The 19,329-nt window shown below is 40.6% G+C and carries 19 protein-coding genes; 10 read left to right on the top strand and 9 right to left on the bottom strand.

The annotated features are described in order from the left end of the window. Positions 1–25 precede the first annotated feature (25 nt). Both J4N25_RS09985 and J4N25_RS09980 read right to left on the bottom strand, forming a co-directional pair. A complete protein-coding gene (locus J4N25_RS09985) occupies positions 26–1,345 on the bottom strand; it encodes a c-type cytochrome (RefSeq protein ID WP_207422046.1) in 1,320 nt (439 codons plus the stop codon). A gap of 235 nt (positions 1,346–1,580) precedes the next feature. Next, positions 1,581–2,561 carry a deoxyhypusine synthase family protein gene (locus J4N25_RS09980; protein WP_207422145.1) on the bottom strand — a complete coding sequence of 327 codons (981 nt, stop codon included), beginning with the start codon at positions 2,559–2,561 and terminating at the stop codon, positions 1,581–1,583. Between the two features lie 102 nt (positions 2,562–2,663). On the opposite strand from J4N25_RS09980, the gene J4N25_RS09975 reads away from it, so the two are divergent. After that, positions 2,664–3,797 (top strand): BamA/TamA family outer membrane protein, encoded by a 1,134-nt coding sequence (locus J4N25_RS09975; RefSeq protein WP_207422045.1) that lies wholly within the window; start codon positions 2,664–2,666, stop codon positions 3,795–3,797. Here the strand turns inward: J4N25_RS09975 and J4N25_RS09970 are convergent. Continuing rightward, entirely contained in the window at positions 3,794–4,579 is a 786-nt protein-coding gene (locus J4N25_RS09970; protein ID WP_207422044.1) for an O-methyltransferase, read from the bottom strand. The two genes, J4N25_RS09975 and J4N25_RS09970, sit on opposite strands and share 4 nt — an antisense overlap. Positions 4,580–4,768: 189 nt before the next feature. Here J4N25_RS09970 and J4N25_RS09965 point away from each other — a divergent pair, with 189 nt between their 5' ends. Continuing rightward, complete coding sequence (locus tag J4N25_RS09965) at positions 4,769–5,632, top strand: transglutaminase-like domain-containing protein (protein WP_207422043.1); 864 nt, start codon at positions 4,769–4,771, stop codon at positions 5,630–5,632. A 64-nt stretch (positions 5,633–5,696) separates the two neighbouring features. Here J4N25_RS09965 and prfB read toward each other — a convergent pair. Further along, a protein-coding gene (gene prfB, locus J4N25_RS09960) for a peptide chain release factor 2 (protein ID WP_207422042.1) occupies positions 5,697–6,774 on the bottom strand; the annotation gives its coding sequence in 2 pieces (ribosomal slippage) (positions 5,697–6,713 and positions 6,715–6,774; 1,077 coding nt in all). A gap of 70 nt (positions 6,775–6,844) precedes the next feature. Between prfB and J4N25_RS09955 the strand changes: the two genes are divergently transcribed. From J4N25_RS09955 to J4N25_RS09925, 7 genes are all read left to right on the top strand, one after another. Next, a complete protein-coding gene (locus J4N25_RS09955) occupies positions 6,845–7,570 on the top strand; it encodes a COG3650 family protein (RefSeq protein WP_207422041.1) in 726 nt (241 codons plus the stop codon). A gap of 73 nt (positions 7,571–7,643) precedes the next feature. Next, on the top strand, positions 7,644–9,290 hold the full coding sequence (gene pgi, locus J4N25_RS09950; RefSeq protein ID WP_207422040.1) for a glucose-6-phosphate isomerase: 1,647 nt from the start codon (positions 7,644–7,646) through the stop codon (positions 9,288–9,290). Positions 9,291–9,420: 130 nt separating this feature from the next. Further along, positions 9,421–9,978 (top strand): RNA polymerase sigma factor, encoded by a 558-nt coding sequence (locus tag J4N25_RS09945; RefSeq protein ID WP_207422039.1) that lies wholly within the window; start codon positions 9,421–9,423, stop codon positions 9,976–9,978. A 6-nt stretch (positions 9,979–9,984) separates the two neighbouring features. Then, on the top strand, positions 9,985–11,208 hold the full coding sequence (locus tag J4N25_RS09940) for a hypothetical protein (protein WP_207422038.1): 1,224 nt from the start codon (positions 9,985–9,987) through the stop codon (positions 11,206–11,208). Next, the gene (locus J4N25_RS09935) at positions 11,186–11,749 is read left to right on the top strand and encodes a YceI family protein (RefSeq protein WP_207422037.1); all 564 of its coding nucleotides are present in this window, start codon (positions 11,186–11,188) and stop codon (positions 11,747–11,749) included. The genes J4N25_RS09940 and J4N25_RS09935 overlap by 23 nt, the downstream gene beginning before the upstream one ends. A gap of 1 nt (position 11,750) precedes the next feature. Then, positions 11,751–12,674: a DUF5777 family beta-barrel protein gene (locus J4N25_RS09930; protein WP_207422036.1), complete on the top strand. Its 924-nt coding sequence runs from the start codon at positions 11,751–11,753 to the stop codon at positions 12,672–12,674. Positions 12,675–12,684: 10 nt separating this feature from the next. Beyond that, positions 12,685–13,116 (top strand): Rieske 2Fe-2S domain-containing protein, encoded by a 432-nt coding sequence (locus J4N25_RS09925; protein ID WP_207422035.1) that lies wholly within the window; start codon positions 12,685–12,687, stop codon positions 13,114–13,116. An 11-nt stretch (positions 13,117–13,127) separates the two neighbouring features. Here J4N25_RS09925 and J4N25_RS09920 read toward each other — a convergent pair whose 3' ends face one another. Genes J4N25_RS09920 through dnaG form a run of 3 tightly spaced genes read right to left on the bottom strand, consistent with a single transcriptional unit; the run spans position 13,128 to position 16,537 of the window. Continuing rightward, a complete protein-coding gene (locus J4N25_RS09920; RefSeq protein WP_207422034.1) occupies positions 13,128–14,165 on the bottom strand; it encodes a glutaminyl-peptide cyclotransferase in 1,038 nt (345 codons plus the stop codon). A gap of 11 nt (positions 14,166–14,176) precedes the next feature. Next, positions 14,177–14,533: a YraN family protein gene (locus J4N25_RS09915; RefSeq protein WP_207422033.1), complete on the bottom strand. Its 357-nt coding sequence runs from the start codon at positions 14,531–14,533 to the stop codon at positions 14,177–14,179. Further along, positions 14,534–16,537, bottom strand: coding sequence for a DNA primase (gene dnaG, locus J4N25_RS09910; protein WP_207422032.1), 2,004 nt, complete (start codon positions 16,535–16,537; stop codon positions 14,534–14,536). 48 nt (positions 16,538–16,585) lie between these two features. Between dnaG and J4N25_RS09905 the strand changes: the two genes are divergently transcribed. After that, on the top strand, positions 16,586–17,056 hold the full coding sequence (locus J4N25_RS09905; protein WP_207422031.1) for a hypothetical protein: 471 nt from the start codon (positions 16,586–16,588) through the stop codon (positions 17,054–17,056). Positions 17,057–17,063: 7 nt separating this feature from the next. Here J4N25_RS09905 and J4N25_RS09900 read toward each other — a convergent pair whose 3' ends face one another. Then, positions 17,064–18,014, bottom strand: coding sequence for a hypothetical protein (locus tag J4N25_RS09900; protein WP_207422030.1), 951 nt, complete (start codon positions 18,012–18,014; stop codon positions 17,064–17,066). A gap of 130 nt (positions 18,015–18,144) precedes the next feature. Further along, positions 18,145–19,329 carry a M20 metallopeptidase family protein gene (locus tag J4N25_RS09895; protein ID WP_207422029.1) on the bottom strand — a complete coding sequence of 395 codons (1,185 nt, stop codon included), beginning with the start codon at positions 19,327–19,329 and terminating at the stop codon, positions 18,145–18,147.

Genomic DNA, 19,329 nt, shown 5'->3' with positions numbered 1-19,329 from the left:
GTATACGTAAGTTCTTAAATAATTATTAATAATGACATTTACCACACTCAAGTCCGCCAAGCACAGCTGGAGTAACTTTTTCGCCCTTTTTCAACTGATCGTGGATCTTTAATACTCTGTCATAATAAGCATTGCCTTTAGAGTTAACTTCTCTTGTACGGTGACAATTGATACACCATTTCATAGTTAGAGGTGAGTATTGATAAACCTCTGGCATAGTTTGGATTGGTCCATGACACTCCTGGCAACGAATGCCAGCAACAGTTACGTGTTGAGAGTGATTGAAGTATGCAAAATCTGGAAGATTATGAACTCGGATCCACTGAATTGGCTTCGGATTGTTTCCGTACTGCTTAGTTTGAGGATCGTAGTCTAAAGCCTTATAGATCTTAGAGATCTCCGGAGAAATTTCGCCGTTATACTTATCACTCGCTGTTACGTAGTTGTGACAGTTCATACAAACATTTAATGATGGGATAGCAGCATTTTTAGATTTGTATGCACTAAAGTGACAGTACTGACAATCGATCTTTAAAGTACCTGCGTGTAATTGGTGAGAGTACTTAATTGGCTGAGTTGGCTGATAACCTGTATGAACACCTGTGTTCCACATTGCCTTCCAACCTAAAGATCCAAAAAGGGCAACCAAAAGGATGATTACAAAGAATACAAACTTTTTATTCTTTGCTAATCTTCTGAAACGAACAGCCGAAGATTCTTCTAACACTTCACCTTCTGGCAACAAACCTTGCTTTTGAAGGATGATGCGGTCTAAGGTTTTGATAACCCTGTTTAATACAACAATTACCAATAATGCTACAACCACAATTAGGATAAGTCCGCCCATCATCAGGTTACTGATGCCTTCTTTCTTGGCTTCACCTCCCGCACCTGTACCAGTTGCGCCGCCTTCGCTTCCAGGAGCTGGAGCATCACCAACCTCAACGTAAGCTAAGATGTTGTCGATATCAGCATCAGACAATTCCGGAAAAGGCGTCATTACTGTTTTGTTGTATTCATTGAATACTTTAACAGCTTCCGCATCACCCGAAGCAACAAGTGCTTGCGAGTTTCTAATCCATTTAACTAACCACTCCCTACTGTGTTTTCCAGAAATCCCTTTTAGGGCAGGACCTACAACCTGACGGTCAAGGGCGTGACATGAGGTACATTTTTGTTTAAACAATGCTGCACCTGCTGCTGCATCACCTCCACCAGCCGCAGCTGCCGGAGCAGCACCTCCTGCTGGCGCCTGTGCACTGGCTTGCTGGAAACCAAAACTTAGGGTTGAAACTAAAAGTAAAGACTGTGCAATTCTTCTTAAAACCAATGAGATGCTTCTCATATTTATATTTTACGATAAAAAAATTGAGTGTAAACTAAAAATGCTTTACGTCACATTTTCGGATGACAAAAGTATAATTTATTCAGTGACCGATGACACTAGCATGACCTGTATTATCAATTTATAATCATTCTAAACAATACAAAAAATGCTTTAACTGGCGTGTTAAAGCATTTTTTGTATCAAATCCGATTTTTATTTCAAAATTCTGTTTTGCAATTCACTGAACAATTTATTATTGTTTTAATACCCATGCAAAGATTAGCGGGGCAACAATTGTGGCATCAGATTCCACAATAAACTTAGGAGTATTAATATCTAACTTACCCCATGTGATCTTCTCGTTTGGAACAGCGCCTGAATAAGATCCATAGGATGTTGTCGAATCCGAGATCTGACAGAAATAACTCCAGAAAGGAATTTCGTGCATCTCCAGATCCTGATAAAGCATTGGAACAACACAGATAGGAAAATCACCAGCAATACCACCGCCAATCTGGAAAAAGCCTATACCTTTTCCTGTACAATTATCACGGTACCAATCAGCAAGCCATGCCATGTATTCAATACCACTCTTCATAGTACTTGCCTTAAGCTCACCTTTAATCACGTATGAAGCGAATATATTACCCATTGTACTATCTTCCCATCCAGGAACAATAATCGGAAGGTTTCTCTCAGCTGCAGCAATCATCCAGCTATTTTCCACTGGAATCTCATAGTTTTCTTTCATCACCCCGCTAAGCAAAAGCTTATACATGTACTCGTGCGGAAAGTATCTTTCTCCACTCTCTTCTGCATCTTTCCAAATTTTGTGAATATGACGTTGAATGCGACGAAATGCTTCTTCTTCCGGAATACAGGTATCGGTAACACGGTTATATCCATTCTCCAACAGGTCCCATTCTTCCTGCGGACTTAAATCTCTATAATTAGGAACACGTTTGTAGTGTGAATGCGCTACAAGGTTCATGATATCTTCCTCAAGATTTGCACCAGTACATGAAATGATATCAACTTTACCCTGACGGATCATTTCAGCCAATGATATACCCAATTCTGCAGTACTCATCGCACCTGCAAGGGTGATCATCATCTTACCACCTTCTTCTAAATGGGCTTCGTATCCTTTAGCTGCATCAACTAAAGCCGCTGCATTGAAATGGCGGTAATTATGTTCGATAAACTGGGAAATAGGTCCTCTGCTCATAGTTATATTTTTAAAATTGGTTGCAAAAATAATATTTTTAATAAGCTTATCGGTTAAACTGAAAATTAGATAAATGAATCTCTCTAATAGCTATCTTCGTGCCGTAAAATGAAAAACAAAATATTTTTAGCGTTCATACTTTTGTTAAGTGCTACTGATTCTTTTTCACAGAGGAAACTAGCTGAGAAACTTCTCGCTCAAGGTGACAGTAGCGGCAGAAAAGGTTATTTCCTTCCATTACCTGCTGTTGCGTATTCTCAGGAAACAGGCTGGCAATTCGGACTTGTAACTTTAACTTCTTTCTATACAGATAAGGCCGACACCTTAACCCGTAATTCCACAATTTCCGGGTTAGCCTCAATTACTACTAAAAAGCAAACACACTTTGCTTTAAAACCTGATATCTGGTCGCCGGGAAATAAGTATCACTATACTGCCGACATCAAATACCGGAACTTCCCTTTCAATTTCTACGGTATCGGAAATGATACAAGGAAATCTAACGAAGATGTAATTACACAAAAACTATTCAGAGTTGGCGGCGAAGTGGAAAAGAAACTGAAGCCTGGCATATATACCGGAGCCACATTAAACTACGAACATTACTCATATACCGATAAAGAGGAAGGCGGGCTGTACTCAAATAACCTGGCGTTGCATGATAAGGACGGAGGAGACGTTTTATTCGCTGGCTTATCCCAGATCATCGACTCAAGGAACACAAATACATATACGACAAGAGGAACTTACATCAAAGTTAATTACTCTTTTGCGCCCGACTTCTTCGGCGGAGCCAATTTTACTGGAAGCCTTTTTAAAGTAGATTTTAGAACATTTAAAAGCTATAATCCTAAAGCTACCCTTGGTTTCAATCTAAATTATCAAACCTTACAAGGAAGCAGGCCTCCTTTTTACCTTTTGCCACAGTTAGGCAATGACCAGGTGATGAGAGGCTATTATACCGGAAGATATCGGGACCAGAACCTCCTGGCTGCACAAAGCGAGTTCCGCTATAGATTTATCCCGAGAATTGGTGCAGCAGCCTTTCTTGGCTACGGAACCGTATATGCTATCAATGGATTTTCTCTGAGCTCTCTTAAGCCATCTGTAGGTGCAGGCTTGAGATATTTTATAAGTCCAAAAGGAGGAACTACTCTTAGGCTTGACTATGCATTTGGGGAGAAACGTGCTGATGAGAAAAGACAGCAAGGTTTTTACTTGTCCTTTGGAGAAGCTTTCTAATATTTGATATAGAAGTGCTCTTTTTGTTGTCCTTTTTTAAAATAAACCAATCCTATCCAAAATAGGTCAACAGTAACCGTCACTTGCGGGTGAGCCTTGATTTCCTCCCAAGCTTCCTCCATACCCTTACTCCAATAAATATCATCAAAGATAATGAGGGTATTCTCATTAACCTTTGGTAAACACCACTTAAAGTAATTGACGGTAGCATCCTTCCGATGGTTTCCGTCAACAAAAACGAAATCCAGTGTCTCAGCAGCATCTATCACCGGGGGGAGAACTAAATCGAAATTTCCTGTTAGCACTTGGGTATTAGAGGCATTTAGCTTCCGAAGGTTCTCTGATGCCACTTTAGCTGTTTCCGGACAACCTTCAATACTTATCACCTCTGCATCCGGAGCCGCTTTAGCGAGATAAGAAGTGGTCAATCCCAGACAGGTACCGAGTTCAATGATAATGCGCGGCTTCCTTTCTTCTGCAAGCCGGTAAATAAGCTGAGCTAACTTAGCTGGCTTTAATGCATTCTTTGCAATCTGTCTAACTTGTTTCTCCTTATTGTTATTAACATGTGATCCAGCTCCAAGGTCAGTTATTCTCACTAAGCGAGCATCTTTCAGCAATTCATTACGCAAAGACTCCACCTCCTCATAAACAGAATTTGAGCTGAAATTATAGATTACTTCATCAACCAATTTATAAACAAAAGGGGAATGAACCCCGTGACGGGTTTTAGCCTTAAGCCTGTGTCTTATGAAAGATTTAAGTAGCTGAGTATTTATCATTGGCTCAAAAATAAGATTTTAACCGCTTCAAACTGCTATTTATACTTGATTCCCTTCAAAATGAGCCTGAAAAACTTTTACCGAAATAATTTTCTTTATATTTATGTAGGCAGTTGCCAAAACTGCGTTTGATAGCATTAGGCTTTGTGTAAAGCCTGATAGATGTAGGATTTAAAGCATGCATCCACTATGATAAATCCAAAAGAAATAGAATCACTTGTTAAATTACTGGACGACCCAGATAAAGAAATATCCGAACATGTTGAAGATAAACTGCTGTCATACGGTACAGAAGTTATCGAATACCTTGAATCAGCATGGGAGCAGTCATTCGATGCCTTACTACAAAACCGGCTCGAAGATCTTATTCATAAAATTCAGTTTACCAATGTAAAGAGAGAACTCGAACTCTGGTACCTGGGAGGTGCTTTCGATTTGCTTCAGGGCGTTATTATTATAAATAAATACCAATACCCTGATATGGATCCTCAAAAGATTATCAATCAAATCGAGGACATCAAACGTGAAATCTGGCTGCAGATGATCTACGAGTCAAGCCCGGTTGAGAAGGTAAAACTTATTAACCATGTTCTTTACGGAATATACGGCTTCTCCGGAAACACTACTAATCATCAGGATCCACAGAATTCCTATATCAGTCAGGTTATCGAAAGTAAAAAAGGTAATCAGATCTCCCTTGCTGTTATCTATTCTGTTATAGCGCAAAAATTAGATATTCCCATTTATGGCGTGAACCTGCCTCAGCACTTTATATTGGGATATGTTGACGAGTCGAATGAGTACGGCCAGGACAGTGTGCTATTCTATATAAATGCATTCAATAAAGGCTTCATCTTTGGCAAGCGGGATGTCGATTCTTTTCTGAAGCAACTCAATTTAAAACCGGAGAGCACCTTTTACGAGCCCTGCCGAAACGAAGACATCGTACGTAGGATTTTAAGGAACCTTATTGCTTCATATACAAAGCTTGGTTATGATGAGAAAGTAAAAGAAATCGAAGAGCTTCTTTCTGTTGTCGAAAGAGAAAAATAGAAAGTAGAAACAACAATGCAGTGTAAGCGGGAAACAGAGGTTCCAACATACACTGCAATGCTTTTTAGAATTCCATCAAGTACGCTTTCAAAAAGTCATTTAAATCTCCATCAAGCACAGCCTGGGCATTAGAAGTCTCGTAGTTGGTACGGAGATCTTTTACCAGTTTGTACGGATGAAGCACATAGTTACGGATCTGAGATCCCCACTCTATCTTCTTTTTAGAACCTTCAATTGCAGCCACGGTTTCCCGCTTCTTTCGCATCTCGGCTTCGTATAACTGAGACTTCAGCAAGCGGATCGCATTTTCTTTGTTCTGCAACTGCGATCTTGATTCCTGATTTTTAATAATAATTCCTGATGGCTTGTGATACAGACGAACGGCAGTTTCCACTTTATTCACATTTTGGCCTCCTGCCCCACCCGACCTGAAAGTTTCAAATTCGATATCAGAGGGATTGATGTCAATCTCAATGGTGTCATCAACTAAAGGATAGACATAAACTGAAGCAAACGAAGTATGCCGTTTGGCATTTGCATCGAAAGGTGAGATCCTTACCAATCGATGAACTCCATTCTCTCCTTTGAGGTATCCATAGGAAAACTCACCTTCAAACTGTAATGTAACAGATTTTACACCAGCCACGTCGCCTTCCTGGAAATCCTGCTCAGTAACTTTATAGCCATTCTTTTCACCCCACATAATGTACATGCGCATCAACATCTGGGCCCAGTCGCAACTTTCAGTTCCTCCTGCTCCCGCAGTGATCTGCATTACAGCATTAAGCTGATCCTCTTCCGAACTGAGCATGTTTTTAAACTCCAGTTCTTCGAGTTTTTTCAAAGCGACTTCGTATTGTTCCTTAAGATCGTCCTGACTTGCTTCACCAGCCTGGTAAAAGTCGAACATCACCGCAACATCTTCGATCGATGCAGTAACATCAGCGTAACCGTCGGTCCAAACTTTTTTGGTTTTTATAGCATGCAGAACCTTTTCTGCTTCTTTTGGCTTATCCCAAAATCCTTCGGTAGTAGTAAATTCTTGTTCAAGGCGTAATTCATCGAGCTTCCGTTCGATGTCAAAGATGCCTCCTCAGGGACTCTGCTCTGTCCCTCAAATCCTGTAGTTGTTCTTTGGTCATAGCTGCAAAAGTAGTTAAAAGGGTTAAAGTTTTTGGAAACCTAATAAGTTTTAAACCTGTTTCAACTTTGATGAAATATTTACAACACTTTTATCCCCTTATAGCTATTTCAATCATAAGTTGTACATCTAACCCTAATCCTCCAGGCACCATTGCTGCCCTTAATATTCCTAACGACACAACAGATACGGCTACTACTGTCAAATCATCCATAACTACTGAGGAATTTTCAGGAAGGTATTATCCTAGCCAGGACAGCGATTTCTTTGTAGTCTGCTCCGGCGTCGAAGTTATTCTAAGAGACGAGAATATGCTTCTTAAGAGTAATTATCAAAAGAATCAGGTAGCCCTTTCTTACCCAGGGGAAAGTGTAACCGCCAAAATTTCCGGCCGCTTAAGAAAGGGGTCCGCCAAAGGTATCAGGGACACTATAGTTGTGGCTGAAGTAAAAGAGGTAAAACCTAAGTCGTTTGAAACCGACTGTTACAACTATGAGTTTATTGGAATTGGTACTGAGCCATTCTGGTCTCTTGAAATTATTCCCGACGAAAATACAATTGCTATAAAAGACGTCTCTGTCAGTAAGGCCTACAAGTTTTCCTATCAAAAACCAAGAATAACCAACAATACATATGTGTATAAAACCGGCGACGGACAGGAAATTGCGGAGATCACCATCAGAAAGGAGAGTTGCAATGATGGAATGTCTGACAGGGATTATAAGTACTCCGTCATGCTAGTTATCAATGGAAAGCCGCTTAGCGGCTGTGCAATAAAAAAAGGTGACAAATTATAACATTTTACTATTTAAGGTATAATTACTGTTGTCTTTAATACAGGAATTATATCTTCGCTAAAAAAACGAAAAAATGCTTCCTACCGTTAACTTCACACAAACTCAGGCTTACAAGTATCTGTCAGATCATCTAGTAGAAATTAGTGATAAGCATCTGCGTGAACTTTTTGCTGAGGATCCTTCTCGCTTTGAAAAGTTTTCAATTCAATTTAACGACATTCTTTTAGACTACTCTAAAAACAGGATAAACGATAAAACCATTGCTCTGCTTGTTCAATTAGCAAAAGAATGCGGATTAAAAGAAGCAATAGAGGCAATGTTCACAGGGGATAAGATCAACGAAACGGAGGGTCGCTCTGTATTACATGTTGCTCTTAGGAACCAAGGCAACGATCCAATAATGGTAGACGGAGCCGACGTAATGCCTGAAATTAACGCTGTTCTTGAAAAGATTGAAAAGTTTGTTAATTCTGTTCTCTCAGGAGATTGGAAGGGATATACAGGAAAAACCATAACTGACGTAGTAAATATCGGTATCGGAGGTTCAGACCTTGGTCCGGTTATGGTTACAGAGGCTCTTAGGCCTTATAAAACTCATCTTAACCTGCACTTCGTTTCAAATGTCGACGGAACCCATATCGCAGAGACATTGAAAAAAGTGAACCCGGAAACCACTTTATTCTTAATTGCCTCAAAGACATTTACCACCCAGGAAACAATGGCCAACGCCCATTCTGCACGGAACTGGTTCTTGCAGGAAGGCGCCATGGAGGATGACGTTGCTAAACACTTCGCTGCGCTCTCCACCAATTCAACTGCGGTTTCCGCTTTTGGTATTGACACTAACAACATGTTCGAGTTCTGGGACTGGGTTGGCGGAAGATACTCGCTGTGGAGCGCAATTGGTACTTCAATAGCACTCGGAATCGGCTTTGAAAACTTCAAGGCTCTATTAGGCGGCGCGCATGCTATGGACAAGCATTTCCGGGATTCCGAGTTTGAACAGAACATACCTGTAGTGCTTGCAATGCTTGGTATTTGGTATAACAACTTCTTTGAAGCAGAAAGCCACGCCATCCTTCCTTATGATCAGTATTTGCATCGCTTCGCCGCTTACTTCCAACAGGGAGATATGGAAAGCAATGGTAAATATGTAGACAGAACCGGCGAACCCGTTAACTATCAAACCGGGCCAATCATATGGGGTGAACCAGGCACTAACGGTCAACACGCTTTCTATCAGTTAATTCATCAGGGAACAAAACTTATTCCTTGTGATTTTATCGCTCCTGCTCAATCTCATAATAAGATAGGAGTTCATCATACCTTGCTTCTTTCAAACTTCTTTGCTCAAACAGAAGCATTAATGAATGGTAAGACATATGAGGAAGTTGTTGCTGAATTGAAAGCAGCAGGAAAATCAGAAGCACAGATCGAAAAACTTGCTCCATTCAAGGTTTTTGAAGGAAACCGTCCAACCAACTCTTTTCTTTTGAAACAAATTACCCCCGAAAGCCTCGGTGCATTAATTGCAATGTATGAGCATAAGATATTTGTTCAAGGCATTATATGGAATGTTTTCAGCTTTGACCAATGGGGTGTTGAACTAGGCAAACAGCTTGCTAGCACTATACTGCCAGAGCTTCAAAGCTTCACTCCGATAACAAGTCATGACTCCTCAACAAATGGACTAATAAATCAGTACAAGAACTGGAGATAAAAAAAGAGGGAAGCAAAACGCTTCCCTCTTTTTTTTTATCTCACCTTTCCGTCCGCTTAAAATATTTTACCCCTCAGGCAACCCCTGCTTATATATACCCGTACTTCTGGGTATATTGGGTAAATAATCAATGGATCCTGTTTACTTTAAAGAAATTCTAGCTGGCTGCAAAGCAAATGATAGAAAAAGTCAGAAAGAGTTGTATAAGCTCTTCTTTGGCTTTGCTATGAAGATATGCATGCGGTACTCAGAGAATAAGGAGGAGGCCATTGAAATGGTAAACGACGGTTTTTTAAAAGTCTTCAATAGCGTCAATAAGGTAGATGAAGGGCGCCCTTTCCAATCCTGGCTTAGTACCATTATGATTAATACCTCGATTGATCACTACAGGGCAAGAATAAAACGACTAAAGATGGAGGAGTTAAATAATAATCACGACTCGGAAGATACTGAAAGCATACTGGCAAAGCTTAACTATAATGATCTTATAAAACTTGTTCAAAGGCTCTCAATAAGTTATCGTACGGTTTTTAACCTTTTTGTTATAGACGGCTACAATCATGAGGAGATTTCGAAAATGCTGTCAATTTCGGTTGGTACATCCAAATCAAATTTGTTTAAAGCACGACAGCAGTTGAAAGAGATGCTGAAAGAAACTCTGACAGGCCAAATTAAAGAACAATACTAGAAGCTGATGAAAGACGTGTCAGATAACGAGTTCGACAGGCTGATCAAAGAAAAGTCGCAAAATTTCGACTATGAATTTGAAGAAGAAGCCTGGCTTCTTATGGAGAAAAAGCTCCGTAGGAAAGACCGTACTATCTTTCTCAGAAATTTCAGTATTGCGGCCTGCACTCTTCTTCTTTTTGCAGCAGGTTTATACATGTACCAAGGTAAACAGGGTGCTATCATTTCGCGAAAAACAGGAGGCCCCGATTCAGTTTCTTTACCCCCAAGGTCCAACGAGGTTATTAAAGATCAGGTTACCCCAGCAACCATGGAAAAATCCGCAGGGGCAGATCCTGCAATGCAAAGAGAAATTCCATCGCAAGTTATAGTAGCGAAAAGTAAAAGTCATAAAAGCATAATTGCAGGAAAACCGTACTTGAAACAAGAGGAAACTTTTGATCGCAATTCTGGGACTTTAAACAGATCAAGCCGGAATACGCACGCATCGTTTGACTCCTTGCCATTGCCTTATCTGGATCTTTTAGCGGTGAGCCTGGAAAAAGCTATTCCCGATGCTAAACTACCACCTCCAACAATTGTGGATAATATTACAGCTGGTTCCGGCTCCTCTAAGCTTACCCGGCATCCTTTGGGCAAACCAGAGCTTAGTTTTACTTTTTCTGCCGGTCCGGATTTCAGTTCTACCCGCGCTATCGCAGGTAAAAGGGCGGATTTGAATGTTGGGCTATTAATAAATGTGAATTGGAGGAGCTTTACTGTCAGTACAGGAGCAAGATATGGAGTAAAGAAATATGATGCGGAAGCACTTGACTATGCTCTCAGAAATCCTTCAAGAGCAAGCGAGATTTATAATATTGATGCTTCTTGTAATGTCCTTGAAATTCCTGTTCAGCTTTCTGTTCCTATTAGTTACTGGAAGAACAAAAATATAGCTGTGATTGGGGGCCTTTCGTCTTACCTGATGCTTAAGGAAAAATACCTTTTTGAATACACACCCGAGTCGGGGGTGAACGACTTTATTCTTACAAAGACAAACGCAAATCAAAGTTACTTCGGTGTAGCAGGCCTTTCTGCCCGATATACCTTTAAACCAACTAACCAAAATATTCGCTTCGGACTAGAACCCTACGTTAAGCTTCCACTTGGAGGTGTTGGCGAGGGAAAGGTCAAATTAAAATCAAGTGGAATAAGCTTAACTATGACTTATGGAACTACAAAAAAACATTAAAAATACATTCCTTCTATTCGGTCTGCTTCTACCGTATTTATTAAAAGCACAAACTAACTATAGTACAGGGACTGCCAAAATTGGGTTCTTCTCCTCTACACCCATAGAGGATATAAAAGCAGTTTCCAATAAAGGCGTGGCAGTGCTTGTATCTAAAACCGGAGAAATTGCATTTCAAGTCCCTATAAAGAGTTTCCAGTTTGAAAGAGGCCTGATGCAGGAACACTTTAATGATAACTATATGGAAAGCGATAAATATCCGGTCGCCAGGTTCAAAGGAAAAATTAACAAGGACCTGGATTTTAATAAAAATGGAGAATACAATGTGTCTGCAATGGGCAACTTGTCTATGCATGGTGTGGATAAGCCGAGAACAATAAACGGAAAAGTAATAGTGAAGGACGGAAAAGTTCAGTTGCTATCCAATTTTAAGGTAGCCTGTGCAGACCATAATATAAAGATCCCGAAGCTGGTAATGACAAAAATAGCCGAAGTTATCAATGTTAATATAGATGCTACCTTAAACCCAATAACCAAGTAATATGATTCATAAAAAATTTAAAACGCTTTTCGTATTTCTAGGAATTTCATCTTCTGTTACAGCACAGGACACAGACTCATTACTTAATCAACTAACAGACAAGAATAACGAAGAAACAGTAAGCGCAACCTTTAAATCAACCCGTATTGTTCTTTCGCAATCTACTGAAACACAGAAAAAGTACGATCTGAACTTGCTGATCGGCCACCGGTTTGGAGATATAGGCGGCGACTTTGGCGGTTCTCATACACTGTACGGACTCGATGTTGCTACAGATCTATACATTGGACTTGACTACGGGGTTACAGACCGCTTTACCGTTGGGGTGGGCAGAAGCAAACAGGATGAAACCTATAATTTATTTCTGAAGCACAAATTGCTACAACAGGGTAAGGCATTGCCAATTAGTGCTACTGCTTTCGTACAAGGTGCCTGGGTAACCAGGGAGGATAATAATAATGAATTTAAAAATACAGGGGACAGAAGCTCCTTCTTTTTCCAGGCATTAATTGCCAGGAAATTCTCTAATTTTCTATCCCTTCAACTTTCTCCTGGTTATCTTGTTCGGTCTGTCATAACTGATCCTGCAGATGAAAAAGGACTGTTTGTTGCAGGTATTGCCGGAAGACTAAAGCTTAACAAAAGGTTCTCGCTCATTGCCGATTATCAATGGTCGAATTTGTCGCGGTCAGATAAATTAACGAACACTTATTACAATCCCTTAGGCGTGGGTATAGAGATCGAGACAGGAGGACATGTCTTTGCTTTAAACTTCATGAATTCTCCTTTTATCCTTGAAAACAATTTCCTCGCTAACACTCAAAAATCATGGACCGACGGAGGGGTACGCTTTGGCTTTACAATGTCCAGAAACTTCGGCTTGCATAAATCAAAAAACCCAGACATAAACTCTAAAATCTATTAAACGACAAACTATGGAAAGAGACGAATTTTTAAAATCATTGGGGATCGGTCTTGCATTGGTATGTACAGGATCATGCTTTACTGCTTGTAAAAAGGGGGGAGCAGGTGAAGAAGAAGAGAGTAACAACGGCATTGGAAGCACTGCTTCAGTTGATATAAATACACTTACTTCTGTTGGTAGCTCCCGAGAAGTCAATGGTGTCCTTTTCTTTAGGATTGCAGCATCAAATGAAGAAAGTTCCTTTATTGCCACACAACCTACTTGCCCCCACCAAAACCTGAAGCAACTAATCTGGAATCAGAGCCAAAGCCGTGTTGTATGTACAGCGCATGGATCTTCCTTTAGCTCCACAGGAGCTCTGATTAATGGCCCTGCTACTTCCTCTTTGAAGATCTACGGTACAACACTTAGCGGCACAACGCTAACTGCAATTAAAAGTTAAATAAAGAAGGCTTAGTCCTTCTTTATTTTTATCTCGAATAGCTTATCCCATTTCTTGCCTGTAACGAAAAGTCTCCGACCTTTAGCATCCCAGGCGATGCCATTAAGAACAGCATCAGGGTTGATGTCATCAGCCTCCGGATATAAATTAGACATATCTAATTCCCCCTCAACAGCACCATTAGCAGGATTAATGATCACGATCCTATTCGTTGTCCAAACATTTGCGTAGATCATTCCATCAATAAATTCAAGCTCATTCAGATTGTTTACCCCACCTTTATTATCGTACACCTCAATAGTCTTTTCCTTTTGGTAAGTATCTTTATTCAGGAAATAAATGTTATTTGTACCATCAGTGTTAAGGATCTGTTTACCATCAAACGCTAGTCCCCAACCTTCTCTTCCAGCCTGGTAAGGGAACTCTCCGACCTTCTGCAAGGTATTTTTATCATATATAAATCCAACTCCCTCTCTATAGGTAATTTGAATTACCTTGTCTCCAATTACCGTAAGCCCTTCCCCGAAAAATTTAGGGTCCAAGTCTACTTTATTAATGACCTTTCCTGTTTTTAGGTCCGCGGTTCTAATGCTTGACTGGCCGTACTCTCCGTCGCTTTCAAAAATCTTCCCATCTATGTATTCCAGTCCTTCAGTAAACGACGCCGTATCGTGAGGAAAGGTATTAACAACCGTATAACTATATTTAGCAGGCGCTGTAGCGGGGAGTAGAACTATATTTGTTGTGATCTCTTCAGCCGTACCTCCCTTAAAAACTTTTGCTGTAATTAGATGAGTACCTAAAGTACTGTTGCCGGTAGCAAAGCTAGCAGCCGTGGTATCTTTCTTTGTTCCAGCACTGGTTGTATCAACAAAATATTGAATCGAGTCAAAGGCTCCCTCCTTGATATCAAGTTTCAGAGTTATTGTTTTCCCGAGCGAAACATTGCTTCCCTCCTCAGGAGATAAAAAGTAAACTGACTTGTTTTCTTTCTTTGAACAAGCTGTAAGAATTACAGCGCAAAGAAAAGCGATATATATATTTCTCATATTAATGTTCTTTACCAGAAAGCGTCCTCAATGTGACGAATTGTGTAGCCACCTTGTTTGTTAAAAACTATTGCAATAATATCGAAACGGATCTCTCCGTTAAAATTCCTCCAAAATATATATTGTTCAGCAGCTCGTTTCAAGTTTCGCTGCTTCGCATCACCAACAAATTCTTCCGGCTGTCCGTATCCTACCGATGTTCTCGCCTTAACTTCGACAAAAATGATCCTTTTGTCATAGTAAGCTATTAAGTCAACTTCTGCTCTCGCATACACCCAATTTTTCTCCAGGATTCGATACCCCTTATCTTCTAGATAAGTTCTGGCGAGTGCTTCGCCTTTAGTTCCTAGTTCGTTATGGGCAGCCATTTATTTCACCACTACAGAACCTAAAAAAGTTGAGATGCCTTTTTCTATCTCCTTCACTCTCACATACCGCTGCATTAGTATAATCTGGTTATCTTCATCCGTTTCTTTCTGTATCTCCTCTCTGATATTCTTCAATATCTTATCCACCTTCTTCTTTTTCAAATGAAAGATACCGCCCAGGATCGTGCTCCTCATGTTTTCCGACTCGTGCTTCACATAGATCTTTCTGCTATTTTTCCAGTTTTCACTGAGGGCATACGGAGATGAAACCAGGGAAATGGTCAGATCAGAGATTTCCTGATCGCTATGGTGAATGAAGTCCTGATCAGTAGGTAATTCACCTCTCTCCATGTAATTATTATACTCCTGGATTATTTTAGCACAAACAGGACTATCAAATGTAACGTCGGCAAGATTAGATATTACATAAGGAGCAATATAAGTATCAGTGATATCGTCCCACTTTACCAGTTCATGACCATAATTCAATAACAGCCTGATTATCTCTTTCTCTTGCCTTTCCTCCGTCTCTACTGCCTTCTCCGTGGCATACAGTATTTCATCAGGAGGAGGTAGTTCATCTGGAGGGGACTGATCAGAAGGAAACTGATCAGAAGGGTACTGAACTGGAGAATAAGCACCAGGAGAATATTGATTGGAGGGTGGGAAGCCCTGAGAAGGATTGCCATCTCTCTTCAGTTTGCCTAACCGCAACTTGTTAAGTTCAGCAATTAATACCCGCTCCTCTATCTGAAGTAAGAAGCTACATTCTCTTATAAAGACAGAGGCTTTAATATCATCTGGTATTTTCGCGATGCTTTCCACCACATCGTGAATTACTGCAGCTTTTTTTATAGGGTCATTAGCCGCATCTTTAAGCAGGATATTAGTCTTATAAAGAATAAAATCTTTTTGATTCTTCTCTATATACGACTTAAACTGAGAGCTCCCTACTTGGTGTACATACGAATCAGGGTCATGACCGTCGGGGAACAAAACCACTTTAACATCCAGACCTTCTTCAAGGATCATATCTAAACCCCGCAAAGAAGCTTTTATACCAGCAGCGTCCCCATCATAAAGAATCGTGACATTCTTTGTAAACCTGGAAATAAGGCGGATCTGTTCTGTGGTCAGAGAAGTACCAGAAGAAGCCACCACATTTTCTATTCCAGCCTGATGCACAGAAAGCACGTCTGCATATCCTTCTACAAGGTAACAGTTGTCAAGATCACGAATAGCCTTCTTTGCATGAAATAAGCCATAAAGAACATTCGACTTATGATAAATTTCGCTTTCAGGAGAGTTGACGTACTTCGGAACCTTTTTGTCGGTTACTAGGGTACGGCCCCCGAAACCAATGATCCTTCCGCTGATATTGTGGATCGGGAACATCACCCGGCCCCTGAAGCGGTCGTACAGTTTACCCTTATCATTCCTAATCGCTAAGCCGGTCGTTTCCAGGAACTCTTCATTAAAGCCCTCTCTTTTTGATTTCTCAATTAAAGCGTCCCAGCTATCAGGGGAAAACCCTAGTTCAAATTTCCGGATGATATCATCCCTGAATCCTCTTTCTTTAAAATAACCAAGACCTATCGTTTGACCTTCCGTAGTCTCCCACATAGTTTCAGCGAAAAACTTAGAAGCATATGAAGAAATGATGTATAAGCTTTCCCGGCGATTATCTGCTGCCTGCTGCTCAGGAGATGCTTCGATCTCCTCTATCTCGATATTGTATTTATTGGCAAGGAACTTTAACGCCTCCGGATAGGAGTACTTCTCGTGTTCCATGATGAAGCGAACAGAATCGCCCCCTTTTCCACACCCAAAGCACTTATAAATCCCTTTATTGACAGAGACATTAAAAGAAGGAGTTTTCTCATTATGGAACGGACAGTTGCCAATAAGACTTGTACCGCGTTTCTTCAGGTGTACAAACTCCCCAACCACATCTTCAATACGTACAGCCTGCAATATTTTATCAACGGTCTCCTTCGCAATCATTTAATCATTTTATATTTGGCGAGAATAAATCTCTTAGTAAACTTCCAAATGGCAAAAATACTGATAACCTTATTACTTAGTCTAAATTTTTTAATAGCCTTCGGTCAGAAGAAACAAAACTATTACGCACAGATCTATAATCCAAAATCAAAAGAATCACGCGGAGTTATCCTTGGGGTAACAGATAGTACGATAACCAGCAGGTGGAAAGGGAAAGAAAAAATCTGGAAAATATCCGAGATAAAAAGCATTAGGATTTATCGCCTTAAAAAGCATCCTTTTTTCTATTTTCCATCTTATCTGGGACTAGCATGTATAGCCGCAAGCCCATTTAGATCTAATCTCAGAGATGGTCTTGGTACAGCTGCTGCCGGGGTAGCCATACTTTTTGTTTCAGCATCGGCTGAAGTTGCTTTCAGAAAAACTTATGAAAGAATTACGGTAGCAAAAGAAAGCGATCTGAAAAAGAGATTGGAAAAATATATCTGGTCTGGTCCGGAGACAGTAGGAGCGCAATAAGCGTTTCCTACTTTTCCTTTTTGTATCCCTTATGCAAGATCAGGAAACTAGCCCGTTCCTGCTTTTTAAAAGCGATGTCCCAATTACCCTGGTAAGTGATCTTTGTAGGAAGAAGTGTCTCGCCATCCTCAAACGGCGCCATTTCAATATTCATTTGGACATCAAAGTCGAAAGCCAGGTTATCCCATTTCATATCAATGTAACGGCCTAAGATCCTTAAGTCCCTCTTATCAAAGATCGTCACCATCTCTTTGATCATGAGGTCGTCTTTCGTCCAGCCAGAGAGATCCGGTTTAACGCTAACCTTAAAGCGATAAACGGGAATAGTATCTAAATACATTGCACTTGAAAACGCGTAATCGTAATACTGACGCATATTAGGCGTAAATATGGCTGTCTTATTCCCAATAAACGGAATCCCTTTGATAGGATGTCCGGGACGGAAGATCAGCGTTTTTAATTTATCCTTATAAGATTCATTTGAACCTTTCCCCTTAACTGCAGGTGCCTCCATAGAAGCGATAAAATCGCTATTATAGGCATTCATAAAGATGTAATCAAACATCTCTACCGTATATAGCTGGTATTTACCGTTCTTCTTGAAGACTTTTCCACTATCCTGCTTTGTGAGGAATTGCATTTTGTAGGGGCCTTTATTGTTATGATAGATCTTGCGATAGATCTTTCCCTCTACCTTATTTTTCTTGTTGTAGGTAAAAATGCGATTTTCAGCAGTAAAGCTGTAATGCATCATATCGCGAAAAGCCTGGTAAAAACTTGTATCGTTTAGGATCTTATTGATGAAAGTCTGAGTGCTTAACCGAGCCGAGCGAATCACCACAGGGGAATCAAGAGTGATGGTAATAACTGTATCGGGATTAAATCGCTTGATCTGCTGAGCAGAGCCAGAAAACGCACAGATACAAAGTAAAAAGACAACAACTACAAATCTTACCATATCAAGGCTTCCAATTTAAGGTTTTGATCCCAGAACGATCAGAATCAAATTTTTGCGACAAGCCATTATTCGATTATTAAATCAGGGCCATGAAGCAGCCATTGCAGAGAATGCGGTAGCGTAAATATTATTAATTACCCAGCCGCTTAAGCGCAATGTATGCCATTAAGCCAGTACTGGTTGCCAGAGCTGACTCATCAATATCAAATGTAGGAGTATGAACAGAAGAGGTTATTCCCCTTGCTTCGTTCCTGATACCTAAACGGTAAAAGCAGGCATCAGCAGCCTGAGAATAATAAGCGAAGTCTTCTGCTGCCATCCAGATATCCAGATCTTCCACATTCTCTTTGCCCAGGTAATTTTCTGCAAAACCACGGACCTGAGCGGTTAAGGCCTCCTCGTTTACAAGAAATGGATACCCGTTAACAATCTTGAATTCACAGTTTGCACCCATACTTTCAGCAATTCCCTCTGCCATCTTCTTCATCTTTTTGTGGGCTTCAGCACGCCACTCTTCATTTAACGTGCGGAATGTTCCCTCAAGATAAACTTCATTAGGAATTACATTTGTTGCTCCATTGGCTATTATTTTCCCAAATGAAAGAACAGTAGGCAACTTAGGATCAGCAAAGCGGCTAACGATCTGCTGTAGAGCAATAATAATATGTGCGGTTATTACTACAGGGTCTATATTCTGCTGCGGCTGCGCGCCGTGACCACCTTTACCTGTTACAGTAACATAGAGCTCGTCTGTCGAGGCCATATATTTCCCCGAACGAATACCTATCTTTCCGGCATCTATTAAAGGCATTACATGTTGACCGATCACAGCCTGAGGCTTTGGATTTTCAAGAACCCCTTCCTTAATCATCAAACTTGCACCACCCGGAAGCTTTTCTTCTGCCGGTTGAAAGATTAGTTTGATAGTTCCTGCAAAGTCAGATTTCAGGTGTTGAAGGATCTTTGCTGTACCCAAAAGAGATGAGGTATGAACGTCATGTCCACAAGCGTGCATAACTCCTTCATTATTGGAACGATAAGGGACATCGTTTGCCTCTTTTATAGGCAGAGCGTCCATATCAGCACGTAAAGCAACCACCGCTTCCGAAGGGATGTCCCCTCTAATAACTCCAACTACCCCAGTGTTGGCCATCGCTGTCCATTCTATCCCCAACTCGTCAAGTGCAGATTTGACGTAGGCAGATGTTTGATATTCTTCAAAAGAAAGCTCTGGATTAGCATGGAGATGACGGCGATGTCTTACCACATCGCCGTGTATATCTTTGGCAAGTGCCTGGATTTTGTCTTTAAGCAT

Source organism: Desertivirga brevis (genome assembly GCF_017355835.1).
This window is presented reverse-complemented; position numbering and strand designations above follow the sequence as displayed.